The following is a 12,917-nucleotide window of genomic DNA, read 5'->3' on the forward strand; positions in this document are numbered from 1 at the left end:
CCCCGGCGGCCGTCCATCCACTCACCACTGCAGCGTTGGAAACGGGGATGTCATGTCCGCTCGCGTGCCTGCCGATTACCTTTCTCCCAAACAGTCCGCAACCTGCGGGGTTCGGCCATGAACGGGGCGGATACCGCCTGGGTTCTGGTCTGCGCCGGCCTGGTCCTGTTCATGACTCCGGGGCTGGCGCTCTTTTACGGCGGGATGGTTCCGGTCCGGAATGTCCTGACCATGATGATGCAGAACATCATTCCGCTGGGAATCATCACCGTCACGTGGGTGCTCGTGGGGTACACGCTGGCTTTCAGCAACAGGGGAAATTCACTGGTTGGCGAGTTTGATGCTTTTGCCCTGATTGGTGTCGACACCCCCCAGTTCCACACGGTGGCGGCGGGAGTGACCATTCCCGCGCTCGCCTTTGTCGCCTATCAGATGATGTTTGCCATCATTACCCCGGCGCTGCTGACCGGAGCCACCGCCGGCCGGCTCAAGTTCGCCGGCTGGACGGTGTTCCTTGCGGCCTGGTCCATCCTGGTTTATCCGCAGGTGGCCCGCTGGCTGTGGCATCCGAAGGGGTGGCTCGCGGAGCTGGGCGCGCAGGACTGGGCCGGTGGAATGGTGGTGCACGCCTCCGCGGGAGGTGCAGCCATCGCGGTCCTGCTGGTGGTGGGGCGGCGCCACGGCTGGCCAAACCTGAAAACCTCGCCGAACAACCTGCCGCTCATGCTGGTGGGCACCGGCATCCTGTGGTTCGGCTGGTTCGGGTTCAACGCCGGAGACGGCCTGCAGGCCAATGACATTGCCGCACAGGCCCTGATCAACACGCATATTGCCGGCGGCGCGGCGATGCTGACCTGGCTGCTGGTGGAACGGCTCAGCAGCGGACACTCCACGCTGGTGGGCGCCGCCTCGGGCGCCATCGCCGGGCTGGCGACCATTACCCCGTGCGCCGGGTTCGTCAGCACCGGAGCGGCCCTGCTGATTGGGTTGATCGCCGGCTGCGTATGCTGCTTCGCCGTGCGGCTCAAACATGTCTTCAAGTACGACGACGCCCTGGACGTCATTGCCGTCCACTTTGTCGGCGGGGTGCTCGGGTCGCTGCTGCTGGGGTTCTTCGCGGACAGCACCGTCAACGCGGTGGGCGAGGACGGCCTATTCACCGGCGGCGGGGGAGTGCTTCTCTGGCACCAGATCGTCGCAGTGGTCTGCGTGGTCCTGTTCTCCTTTGTCCTGAGCTGGATTATCGCGGTGGTGATCAGCCGCACCATGGGGCTGCGGGAGCCCGGCCCGGAGCAGGAGGACCTGGACCATGTCCAGCAGGGTGCCTCCGGCTACGCGCTCAGCGGCATCATTGCGCACCCGACGGCCAGCGGGCGGGCTGCGGAAGACGGTTTGTACTCCGACCGGAACACCGACAACCGCGTTGGCCCGCCGCAGCTCCTGCTCAGCGCCGTGGTCAACACCAGCCGCGTTGACGGCCTGCGCGACGCGCTGCTGATGGCCGGGGCCCGGTCCCTGGAACTGGCCGACACCGCGGTCTACACCGGGACAGTCCGGACTGAGAACTTCCGCGGAGGGAAACGGAAGCTGGACTTCGATGACCGGCTCCGCGTGTTCGCCTCCGTTGACGCCGACCATGAGGAAGCCGTGACGGCGGTGCTTAAGCGCTTCGGCGCGGAGCCGGAATCCATTTACCGGCTGCCGGTCGCCTCGTCCTGAGCAAATCCGTCCGCCGCCTTATTTCAGGAACCAGTCCCGCTCCGGGTTGCCGACGGCCGGCACCGTCCGCACGGTGTCCGGCCGGGCCGCCCACCGGACGCCGTTGGCGAGAACGCGCTGAATCTGCGGATGGTGGTACACCGGATACTCCTGGTCGCCGGGGCTGAAGTAGAAAATCCTGCCCAAACCGCGCGAGAAGGTCACTCCGGAACGGAAGACTTCGCCGCCCTCGAAGGAGCTGATGAAGATCAGGTCATCCGGTTCCGGGATGTCGAACAGCTCACCGTACATTTCCTGCTGCGGAATGACGATGGGACTTTCGACCCCCGCGGCGATTGGATGGGACGGCTTGACCGTCCACACCAGTTCCCGTTCGCCGTCGTTGCGCCACTGCAGGGAGCAGCTGGTGCCCAGCAGCTTGGTGAAGATCTTGGCGAAGTGCCCCGAATGCAGGACGAGCAGTCCCATGCCGCCCAGGACATGCCGGTGCACACGTTCCACCACGGCATCGCTGACGTCGGCGTGGGCCCGGTGCCCCCACCACAGCAGGACGTCGGTCTCGGCCAGCCGCTCCTCCGAGAGCCCGTGCTCGGCGTCGGCGAGGACAGCCGTGCCAATCTCCGCCGCCGGAAAAAACCCGGCGAGCCCGTCCCGGATTGCCCCGTGGATCCCGTGCGGATACATCTGCGCCATGGCCGGCGGCTCATTCTGTTCCTCGTGGACGCCCTCGTTCCACACGAGAATCCGGAGCTTGTCATCGAACGTCATTACAGCACCACCTCGCGGTATTCGGCGGCTGACCGGTAACAGGCATCAATTACCCGGGCCCGGGTCAGCGCAAGTGAACCATCGTGTTGCCCCCATACTGCCGCACCGGCACGGATCGTGCCGACAAAGCTGTCGACGACGCCCTGATGGGCCAGGCCCGGTGACGCCGCCGGGACATAGTCGGCGTTCACGCCGTCCTTGTCGGTGAAGACCCTGAGATCGCCCACCGGGGTGTTCGATGCTCCGACGGAACGCAGCTCCGCGCCGCCGTCGGTACCGTAAACGGTGAAGTCCATCAGATCTTCGGTTTCGCGGTAACTTGCCCAGCCGGCCTCGAGCACCAGCGTGCCTCCTCCTTCAAGGCGGATGAACGCGGAGGCGAAGTCCTCGACGTCGAAGGCCAAACTGGTGTCCATGGCGGTGTACCGGGCGTTTCCGCCCCGGCCCCGCGGACCCAGTTCGGAATGGACGGAGGCCGAGACTGACAGGACCTTCGGCTCTCCCAGCAGGTGGAGGGCGTAGTCCAGCACGTGTACGCCGATATCAGCCAGCGGCCCGCCGCCGGCCAGGTCCCTGCTGGTGAACCAGCTGCCCAGCATGGGAATCCCCTCCCGGCGCAGCCAGGAGGCCTTCGCATAGTAGGGCCGGCCCAGGTCCCCCGCTTCGATAACCCGCTTCAGCGTCTGGATGTCGCCGCGCAGCCGGTGGTTGAAAGCCACGTCAAGGACCCGGCCCGCCCGGCGGGCGGCATCGACCATCTGCTGGCCTTCGGTGCCGTTGCGGGCAATCGGTTTTTCGCTGAGCACGTGCAGGCCGCGGTTGAGGGCGGCGACGGCGATCGGGGCATGGAGGAAAGTGGGAACCGCCACGCTGACGGCGTCGAGGTCTTCCAGCTCAAGCAGCTCTTCCCAGCCGGCGAAGCAATCCCGGATTCCATACCGGCCCTGCAGCTCGGCCAGGAGGCCGGCTTCCATGCCGGCCAGGGCCACGACCTCCACCCCGTCAATGTTCCGGTACGCCTCAATGTGCTGTTGTCCGGCCCAGCCGATTCCGATAACTCCAACCCGGAGGACCTGCCGGTCAGTGTGCTGCTCATTCACAGTAAAAGTTTCCTTTGCCGCTTGCCTCGATGTGCTGCCGAGACTAACGGAAACGTGAGGGGAACACTACGACGCCGCCCCCGGCGGCCCTTAGCGGCGCCGGTGGTCCTCGGGGGACAGGCGCGGCCCGTAGGACTGCTTGCGGAAACCGCTCATGACCAGCAGACGGACCACGCGCTGGCGGTGGCCGAGCCACGGTTGCAGCAGGGCCAGCATGCCGGCGTCGTCGGTCCGGCGTCCGGTGAGCGCCTCGCCAACGAACGCGGCCAAATGGTAGTCGCCCACGGACACCGAGTCCGGGGCGCCGTGAGTGCGCTGGGTAATCTCGGCGGCACTCCACGGGCCGATCCCGGGGACTGAGCACAGCCGGGCGGTCAGGTCAGCGCCCAACGGAACCGCGGCGAGCCGCTCCAGCCCCGTGGCGACGGCGCAGGCCCGCAGGATGGTGCCGGAACGGTGCGCGTCCACGCCTGCGCGGTGCCACTCCCAGCTCGGGATCCGCCGCCACTGGGCTGCGGTGGGCGGAACCTTCAGTCCGGCGGGAGCAGGGCCGGGCGCATCCGTCCCGTACTTGGTGACCAGGTAGCGCCAGGAGTAATACGCCTCCATGGCCGTCACCTTCTGCTCCAGAACGACAGGGACAATGCTGTCCAGCATCCTGCCGGTGCTGGGCAGGCGCAGCCCGGGGTTGCGGCGGCGCACTTCAGCCAAAGCCGGGGGCAGGGTGGCGGTGAAACCGGGATCGTCGAATCCGGTCCAGTCATCGCCCTCACCAAGCAGGGCGGGGACCCGGGCCAGGGCACAGTCAGCGCCCGGGCCCCAGGCCCGGGCCAGGATCCGGGCGCCCGGGACTGGCGCGGGCTGCTCGGAAAGGGCGAGGGAGGCGTTGCCCTCCGGTGTGGAGAAAGCGAGCCATACGACGCCGGGGCCGCGGCGCACGGACGGGTCCTTGGCACCGTGGGCCAGAATTCCCAGCGAACCGGCCAGTGAAAACGGGCGCCCGGATTCCCAGAGCAGGGACCGGAAACCTGACGCGGCGGACACCCCAGCGGCGGTGTTTCCGGAGGTACCAGTGTTTCCTGAGATACCCGGGGAGGAGACCGGCACGGACATCGACATGCTTCCATCGTCGCACGCACCGCCGACGCTCCCGGGAAGGGGGAAACCGGCTGCGCGGCTTTTGCTACGCCGGGTTCCGGGGAAAGCTGGACGGCGCGGGCCGAACAAGTAACGTGTTGCACATGAAGTTTGCAGAGACTGTCCTGGACCTGATCGGCAAGACCCCGCTGGTGAAGCTGAACAACGTCACCGACGGCCTCGCGGCCACCGTGCTGGTGAAGCTGGAGTACCTGAATCCGGGGGGATCGATCAAGGACCGGATTGCGGTTCGGATGGTCGAGGCGGCCGAACGCGAGGGCAAATTGAAGCCCGGCGGCACCATCATCGAACCCACCAGCGGCAACACCGGCGTCGGCCTCGCCCTCGTAGCCCAGCAAAAGGGCTACCGGTGCATCTTCGTCACCCCGGACAAGGTGGGCGTGGAGAAGCGCGACGTGCTGCGCGCCTACGGGGCGGAAGTAGTGGTCACGCCCACCGCCGTCGCGCCCGAATCTCCGGACTCCTACTACGGGGTCTCCGACCGCCTGGTCCGTGAAATTCCGGGCGCCTACAAGCCGGACCAGTTCTCCAACCCCGCCGCCCCGGCCAGCCACTACGAAACCACGGGACCGGAGGTCTGGCAGGACACCGACGGCCGCGTGACCCACTTCGTGGCCTGCGCCGGCACCGGCGGCACGATCACCGGAGCGGGCCGGTACCTGAAGGAAGTCTCGGCCGGCCGCCAGCCGGGACCGGTCCGCATCATTGCCGCCGATCCGGAGGGATCGGTCTACTCCGGCGGCACCGGACGCCCCTACTTCGTGGAGGGCGTCGGCGAGGACATGTGGCCGGACAACTACGACCCCTCCGTTCCGGACGAGGTCATTGCCGTCGACGACGCCGAATCGTTCGCGATGACGCGCCGGCTGGCCCGCGAGGAGGGCCTGCTGGTCGGCGGCTCCTCCGGCATGGCCGTGGTGGCAGCGCTCCGGGCGGCCCGCGACCTGGGGCCCGACGACGTCGTCGTGGTCCTGCTCCCGGACAGCGGACGCGGGTACATGGGCAAGATCTTCAACGACGAGTGGATGCGTTCCTACGGCTTCCTGCAGGGGCCGGAACAGGAAGCCGCCGTGCGCGACGTCCTGGCCACCAAGGACGGCTCGCTGCCGGCCCTGGTGCACACCCATCCCAACGAGACAGTCCTGGACGCCATCGGCATCCTCAACGAATACGGCGTCTCCTGCATCCCCGTGCTGTCCCAGGAACCGCCGGTGCGGATCGGCGAGGTCCTCGGCTCCGTGGACGAGCGCTCGCTGACGGAGAAGCTGTTCCGCGGGGAAGCCAAGCCCACTGACAGCATCAGCAAGCACATGGGGCCCCAGCCGGCCATGGTCGGTGCCGGGGACTCGGTGGCGGCGGCGAAGGAGAAACTGCAGGAGAACGACGCCGTCATGGTCACCTCCGGAGGAGCTCCCGTGGGAATACTTACCCGCCATGACCTGCTGTCCTACATGAGCATCTAGCCGCCACCTGAAGCTAAGGAGCAACCATGACTGAAGGTTTTAACACCAGTGCCATCCACGCCGGCCAGGCCCCGGATCCGTCCACTGGCGCGGTCATTCCGCCGCTGTACCAAAGCACCACCTATGCACAGGACGGCATCGGAAACCTGCGCAACGGCTATGAGTACGGCCGCGGCACCAATCCCACCCGGGATGCGCTGCAGGTCCAGCTGGGTGCGCTTGAAGGCGGCGCCCACGCGTACTCCTTCAGCTCAGGGCTCGCCGCCGAGGACGCGCTGATCCGCGCCCTGCTGGCCCCCGGCGACCACATCGTGCTGGGCAATGACGCGTACGGCGGCACCTACCGGCTCATCAACAAGGTGCTTTCCGGCTGGGGCATCACCAACGCCGCGGTGGACATGTCCGACGTCGGCGCCCTCACCCGCGCGATTGCGGCCGGCAATACCAAAATGGTGTGGCTGGAAACGCCGTCCAACCCGATGATGAAAATTTCCGACATTGCCGCCGTGGCGCAGGCCGCGCACGACGCGGGGGCCTGGCTGGTGGTGGACAACACCTTCGCCTCGCCGTATCTGCAGCAGCCGCTGGCCCTGGGCGCGGACATCGTGGTGCACTCCACCACCAAGTACATCGGCGGGCACTCCGACGCGGTGGGCGGCGCGGTGATCCTGAACGACGACGCCGCGGCCGAGAAGATCGGCTTCATCCAGTTCGCCGTCGGCGCGGTTTCGGCGCCGATGGAAGCCTGGCTGACCACCCGCGGGCTCAAGACCCTGGGGGTGCGGATGGACCGGCATTCCTCCAACGCCATGGCCGTGGCCCGATGGCTGCAGGACCAGCCGGCCGTGGAAAACGTGCTGTATCCGGGTCTGGAAGATCACCCCGGGCATGACCTGGCCAAGGCGCAGATGAAGGACTTCGGCGGGATGGTCTCCGTGTCCTTCAGGGGCGGGGAGACCGCGGCCCGGACGGTGGCGGAATCCACCCGCGTGTTCACCCTGGCCGAGTCCCTGGGCGGAGTGGAGTCCCTGATGAACTACCCGTCCGAGATGACGCACGCCTCCGTCAAGGGCACCGAACTGGCGGTGCCGGAGAACCTGCTGCGGCTCTCCGTAGGCATCGAGGATCTCGAGGACCTGATCGCGGACCTGGACCAGGCACTGGCCCGGCTGTAAGCGGGAACCGGATCCGGGGACTACCGCCGGCGCAGGAAGCGCCGGCGGGCCCTCGATCCCGCTCCTGGAAGAAGCGGCTGCTCTGCGGAAGCCACAGCAGCAGGACACAGACCAGCAGCACAGCGCCGACCGCAATCAGGGCCGGGCCGCGGAAGAGCAACGGTATCCCCACGATCATTCCCACCGTGGTGAGGGACTCCCGTGCGCTGCGTTTCCCGGCCCGCAGCCGGAGCACGCAAAATCCGATCACTGCCGCCACGCCCAGGACCAGGACCCCCAGGGCCGTCAGGGCGGCACCGTCACGGTGCTGGGTGCCGGCCGAAACGATGAACGAGGCCCCGGCCACCGCCACCATGGCGGCTGCGGCGAGCCAGGCGGCCGCGGCGCCGCGGATAATTCCGGGCAGCGGTGCGCGCGGCTGCGGCCCGGGCCCGCGGGATGCCGGCCGGATCACCGGTGCCCGGCCACGACGGGGGTGCGGGTTTCGGTGTCGTAGCGGTACACCTCCCGGCCCCCGATCCATACCGTCAATGCCCGCTGCATAACATCCAGCGGATCGCCGCTCCACAGCACGACGTCGGCATCCTTGCCGGCCTCCAGGGACCCGATGCGGTCGGCCAGTCCCAGGACCCTGGCCGGATTGATGGTGACGGACCGAAGCGCCGTATCCCGGTCCAGCCCCTCCTTCATGGCCAGCGCCGCCTGGTAGATCAGGAAGTTGATCGGCACCACGGGGTGGTCGGTGATGATGGAAATTTCCACTCCCGCGGCGGCCAGCCTGCCGGGGTTTTCCATGCTGCGCTGACGCAGTTCCACTTTGGAGCGGGTGGTGAACAGCGGCCCGATCAGCACCGGCACGCCGCGCTCGGCCAGCACGTCCGCCAGCAGATGGGCTTCGGTGCCGTGGTCCAGGACCAGGTCATAACCGAACTCGTCGGCGAGGCGCAGGGCGGTGCCGATGTCGTCGGCGCGGTGGGCATGCTGGCGCCACGGGATTTCCCGGCGCAGCACCATGGCCAGGGCTTCGAGCTGGGGGTCGCGGTCGTCGTCGCCGTTTTTTCCCATGTAGTTCAGGGCGTCCATGAACGCCTTGCGGATCACCAGCGCCGTCCCCAGCCGGGTGGAGGGGGTCTGCTTCTTTTCGCTGTACACCCGCTTGGGGTTCTCTCCGAGGGCGGACTTCAGGCCGCTCGGGGAGCGCAGGACCATTTCCTCCACGTACCGTCCGTGCGTGTGCAGGGCCACGGCGAGCCCGCCAATGGGATTGCCGGAGCCGGGGTTGATGTTTACGGCGGTGACCCCGCCGGCCAGCGCGTCGTCGAAGCCGACGTCGTGCGGGTTCACGCCGTCGATGGCCCGGACGCCGGCCATAACCGGATCCGTCATCTCGTTGGTGTCGTTCCCGGCCCAGCCTTCGCCCTCTTCATGCACGCCAAGGTGGGTGTGCGCATCCACCAGGCCCGGCAGCAGCCACCGGCCGCCGGCATCAATCACCTGGGCATCTCCGGGCACGCGGACCTCCGGACCCAGCTCACGGATCTTCCCGTCCTCCAGCAGCACGGTGCCGTGGAACTCCGGGGCCGTGACGGGAACAACGCGGGCGTTGGTGATGGCCAAAACAGGTGCGGGCATGAGCAACCTTCCAGGAGCGGATCAACTTTCGCCCAGCCTATCCTGCGCCCCTGACGGTCCGTGGAAGGACGGCCCGCCGGTAGACTTGCGTCTGTTGATGTTGGGCAGTGTGTAGTGCAGGGAGAATCATGGGCCTGAAAACCCGATCCGGGATGGCCCGGCTGGGACTGACTCTGGCGGGACTCCTGGCAGCGGCCGCCATGATCGTTGCAGCCTTTGTGATTTCCCCCGGCACGGCCTCGATTTCAGTGTCTACCTGAGCGGCGGTCAGAGCGTGCTCGACGCCGCGGGGGAGCTGTACACGAAGGAACTGCAGTACCGCGAGGGCAGCAGCCTGCTCTTCACCTATCCGCCGTTTTCGGCGCTGGTGTTTGCCGTCCTGGCCCCCTTCGGCCAGAGCCTGGGTCTGAACATCTTTACCGGCATTTCACTGCTCATTGCCGCGGCCACCGCTGTTGTGGGCGTCGCTTACGCCTTCCGGCAGCCGGGCGTCCGCGCGGTGCTGAAACACCCCTGGTTGCGCCCGTTAGCCCTGGCGGCCATCGGATTCGTCATCCTCCTGGGACCGTGGCGGGAAACAACCGCTTTCGGGCAGATCAACATCCTGCTGTTCGGGCTGATCATGGCGGATTTCCTGATCAAGCGCGACACCTGGCCAACCGGCCTGCTGACCGGCGTCGCCGCCGGTCTGAAACTGACGCCGCTGGTCTTTGGCCTGTACTTCCTGGCCCGCGGCGACTGGCGCGGTCTGCGCAACATGACCTTCGGCTTCCTGGCCACCTTTGGGCTGGGCTTCCTGATCCTCCCGCGGGAGTCGCGCACCTACTGGGCGGAACTGCTGCCGGACACCTCCCGAATCGGCGGCGCCGGCTATGTCGACAACCTGGGCATCAAGGGCGCCATCCTGCATTTCACCGGTCCGGAGTTCCCGGTGGACCCGCCCTGGCTGCTGCTTTCGCTGTTGGCAGTGGCTGCTGCCACCATCATCATCCGGCTCGCCGGCAACCGCGGAGACCGGTTCACCGCGCTGTCCGCCACAGCGCTGCTGATGCTGCTCATCTCACCGGTGTCCTGGTCCCACCACTGGGTCTGGGTTGCCCTCTTCATCCCCGTGCTGGCACGGAACATCGCGGACTTCACCCGGAAGGGCAGCGGGGTGCGCCGCTGGGGCGTGGCCCTGCTGGCCTCGGCTTTCGTGGTTTTCCTGCTTTCCCCCAAGTCCATCGGGTGGCTCATGGGTGCTGCCAACCTCGACTCCCAGGTGCCAAGTGCATGGCTGATGGCCTCCAGCGTCGGCGTGTTCTGGGGCCTGGGCCTCATGGTTTGGTGGCTGGTGGCGCTGTGGAAGGCGCGGCCCCGGCACTGGTGGAAGCAGCCCGTTTCGGCGCAGCTTCCGGCAGCGCCGGTGAAGAACATCCAGCCGTAGCGGCCTCTTCGCTCCGCCTTTCTGAGGGGTGGCCGGCGGGGTAACGCTCACGGGCTGGCCCCGGCGGGATAACGCTCACGGGCTGGCCCCGAGTCCTCCGTCCCGTCCGTCGAGTGTCGGGGTGGTGCTGCTTCCGCCGTGGCATTCGGTCATCAGTCCGTCACTGGATGTGCCTAACCAGCAGAAGCCCTGCACTCGAGGCGAAGAATCCCGATATCGGCGAGCTGCGAGAGTTGCGAGGGCTAAGCCCATCCGCGGCCCAAGTCGCCCGGTTCGAAGGTCCCCTACCTTCGCCAGCCGTTATCCACCAGTGCCCTGCGGATAGGCGCAAGCACGGACTCCCGGGCTGGCGCAGCTGCAGCCGGTTTATCTTGATTTGGCGCCATCCTGCTAAAGCAGTGAGTGCATCGCGTTCATTGTCCAGTGCCTGCTGCTCGGGGGTGAGATGGTGCAGCCCGTCATATTCGACGCAGACACGGTATTTCCGGGCACCCAGGTCGGCCCAGACCGCCCGGTGGATTCGAGGCGAATCAATGCGGCAGTTGACTGCAAACTCCGGGAGCTGCCCACGGAGCATCATTAGCCGGAGACGTGTTTCAGGCGGCGAGTCCACCCCAACCCTCGTGAGTTCCAGGGCCTCTTCGGCTCGACGCAGGAAGCGGTTGCCGCGAAGAGCCGCCACATAGGAGTGGAGTTCAGCAAGAGGAACTTTGGGCACCCGCCGCTCACCGAAGTCACGTTGATATTCGCTCACCATCCAGTCCGCAGCGGCGACCAGATCGTCGAGATCCATGCGGCCGGCCATGTCCATCCACGCACGGACGACGCTGGTGAGACGTATGCTGCCGACCTGCACAATTTCCGACGGCAGCAGCCGGCGGCGGTGGCCACAGACTCCCTTTCGGTCTATTGCTGCACTTCCGGCGGGCCTGGTGAGGTGCAGGACATCATCGGTCTCCATGTGCGGAGGCAACGGTATTCCGTGCAGCCGTGCTGCCGTTTCATCGCTGACCACTGCGTCCGGGAGCAGAACAAGATGCGGGCGAATCCGTTGAACGAGGGATTGCTCCACGCCCGCGGGAACGCGGACTGCCCGGCTGACCGTTTTGAGGTCCCGGGCCCGGGTTCTGCTGCGGGGCACGCCATACGCGTCTGACTCCGGGAGCGCGAACGAGCGCCGGCCCAAAGAGGGAGGAAGGTCAGGGGCGTTGCGCATGCGGTCATGGTTCAACACCGACGCTGCCCGTCAGACGGTATGCGCTAAGTCTGTGGACGCGACACTCCGGGCGGAGCGAATCCTTGAGCTGTGCAGGAGCAGGAGCAGGTGAGACCTACCTGGTGGGGCAACCGGAAAGAGCCGCAGGCACCGAACCGAGTGTCGACGTCGTGTCGCTTTGGCGGATCGAGAGTAGGGCACATGCCGCGTCCACTCGTTGGGAAAGGCATTATTCCGACACTCGGCGGTTGGGTGGGCATTATTCCGACACTCGGCGGTGGTGAAGGGATGACGGCGCCGGCGTCCCGGCGGCGCGGCATAAGAGCCCGGGCGCCGCGGCACAAGAGAGGACCCGGCGCCGCGCCCAGCGGAAACCGGAAGCCGTGCCAAAGGGAAAGCGGCCTCGTAGGATGATCGGCATGAGCTCCGGAACCCTGCTCGCGGTATGCCGCGTCCACCAGCTGCTGCCCACCTCTGACTCCACCGGGGTTACCGCGATAGACAAGCGCCCGGTCGAGGGTCCCGTCAAGGTGCACGGGCTTGGCCTGAGCGGAGACCTCCAGGCCAGCCGCAAACACCACGGCGGGGAGTCCAAGGCCGTCTATGCATATTCGCAGGAGGACGCCGACTACTGGGCCGCGGAACTGGGAACGGAAATCCCGCCCGGTCTCTTTGGTGAAAATCTGCGCATCGCGGGCATGCCGGTCTCGGAAGCGGTGATCGGGGAACGCTGGCGGATCGGCGGGAACACCGTGCTGGAAGTGACCTGCCCGCGGACGCCCTGCCGGAACTTCGCCGTTCGGATGGACCAGCCGCGCTGGGTTAAGCGGTTTACCGAAGCCGGCCGGGTCGGGACCTATCTGCGGGTGCTCCGCAACGGAGTGATTTCCGCCGGCGACACCGTGTCCGTCATTCACCGCCCGGAACATGGTGTGACGTCCGGTGACGTTTTCCGCGGGCTGTCCGCGGATCAGGTGCACCTGCTGGCGCAGGCCGGGGCGGCGGGGCACATCAAACTATCCCCGGAAATGCTGAAGGTCCTGCGGACGCTGCAGTCCCGCGAACCTGCCGTCGGCGGCTGAAGCGAAAACACTCATTTTGCCCGCTGTGCCCAAGCTCACCGCCGGCTATGGGCGGGCAGGTCCCGGCATGCCGTACACTTGAAACATCCCCCACTCCGGTATTCCCTTATTTTCCTGCGGTTTCCAATCGCCAGGTACGTTGTGTTGGGGCCCGCATTTTCGAATGCGGGCAGATTCA

The 12,917-nt window shown here is 66.9% G+C and carries 11 protein-coding genes; 6 read left to right on the top strand and 5 right to left on the bottom strand.

Translation table 11 applies throughout. The annotated features are described in order from the left end of the window. Positions 1-117: 117 nt before the first annotated feature. The gene (locus tag OL239_RS04415) at positions 118-1,719 is read left to right on the top strand and encodes an ammonium transporter (protein ID WP_268910894.1); all 1,602 of its coding nucleotides are present in this window, start codon (positions 118-120) and stop codon (positions 1,717-1,719) included. A gap of 18 nt (positions 1,720-1,737) precedes the next feature. Here the strand turns inward: OL239_RS04415 and OL239_RS04420 are convergent, their stop codons facing one another. The 3 genes from OL239_RS04420 to OL239_RS04430 all read right to left on the bottom strand — a co-directional run bounded on the left by OL239_RS04420 (position 1,738) and on the right by OL239_RS04430 (position 4,706). Next, entirely contained in the window at positions 1,738-2,487 is a 750-nt protein-coding gene (locus OL239_RS04420; protein WP_268910895.1) for a ThuA domain-containing protein, read from the bottom strand. Next, positions 2,487-3,587 carry a Gfo/Idh/MocA family protein gene (locus OL239_RS04425; RefSeq protein WP_268910896.1) on the bottom strand — a complete coding sequence of 367 codons (1,101 nt, stop codon included), beginning with the start codon at positions 3,585-3,587 and terminating at the stop codon, positions 2,487-2,489. The genes OL239_RS04420 and OL239_RS04425 overlap by 1 nt, the downstream gene beginning before the upstream one ends. A 90-nt stretch (positions 3,588-3,677) precedes the next feature. Then, positions 3,678-4,706: a DNA-3-methyladenine glycosylase family protein gene (locus OL239_RS04430; protein ID WP_268910897.1), complete on the bottom strand. Its 1,029-nt coding sequence runs from the start codon at positions 4,704-4,706 to the stop codon at positions 3,678-3,680. A gap of 122 nt (positions 4,707-4,828) precedes the next feature. Between OL239_RS04430 and OL239_RS04435 the strand changes: the two genes are divergently transcribed. Both OL239_RS04435 and OL239_RS04440 read left to right on the top strand, forming a co-directional pair. Next, positions 4,829-6,208: a cystathionine beta-synthase gene (locus OL239_RS04435; RefSeq protein WP_268910898.1), complete on the top strand. Its 1,380-nt coding sequence runs from the start codon at positions 4,829-4,831 to the stop codon at positions 6,206-6,208. A gap of 26 nt (positions 6,209-6,234) precedes the next feature. Next, a complete protein-coding gene (locus OL239_RS04440) occupies positions 6,235-7,383 on the top strand; it encodes a cystathionine gamma-synthase (RefSeq protein WP_268910899.1) in 1,149 nt (382 codons plus the stop codon). A 450-nt stretch (positions 7,384-7,833) separates the two neighbouring features. On the opposite strand, the gene OL239_RS04445 is transcribed toward OL239_RS04440, so the two are convergent. After that, positions 7,834-9,015, bottom strand: a complete 1,182-nt coding sequence (locus OL239_RS04445) for an amidohydrolase (RefSeq protein WP_268910900.1) — start codon at positions 9,013-9,015, stop codon at positions 7,834-7,836. A gap of 128 nt (positions 9,016-9,143) precedes the next feature. Between OL239_RS04445 and OL239_RS04450 the strand changes: the two genes are divergently transcribed. Together OL239_RS04450 and OL239_RS04455 are read left to right on the top strand one after the other, a co-directional pair. Then, positions 9,144-9,275, top strand: a complete 132-nt coding sequence (locus OL239_RS04450) for a hypothetical protein (RefSeq protein WP_268910901.1) — start codon at positions 9,144-9,146, stop codon at positions 9,273-9,275. A gap of 14 nt (positions 9,276-9,289) precedes the next feature. Next, positions 9,290-10,441, top strand: coding sequence for a glycosyltransferase 87 family protein (locus OL239_RS04455; RefSeq protein WP_268910902.1), 1,152 nt, complete (start codon positions 9,290-9,292; stop codon positions 10,439-10,441). A 160-nt stretch (positions 10,442-10,601) separates the two neighbouring features. Here OL239_RS04455 and OL239_RS04460 read toward each other — a convergent pair whose 3' ends face one another. Continuing rightward, entirely contained in the window at positions 10,602-11,456 is an 855-nt protein-coding gene (locus OL239_RS04460) for a hypothetical protein (RefSeq protein WP_268910903.1), read from the bottom strand. Positions 11,457-12,076: 620 nt separating this feature from the next. Here OL239_RS04460 and OL239_RS04465 point away from each other — a divergent pair. Continuing rightward, a complete protein-coding gene (locus tag OL239_RS04465) occupies positions 12,077-12,739 on the top strand; it encodes an MOSC domain-containing protein (protein WP_268910904.1) in 663 nt (220 codons plus the stop codon). Positions 12,740-12,917 lie beyond the last annotated feature (178 nt).

It is taken from the genome of Arthrobacter sp. ATA002, from assembly GCF_026898095.1.
GTDB lineage: Bacteria > Actinomycetota > Actinomycetes > Actinomycetales > Micrococcaceae > Arthrobacter_B.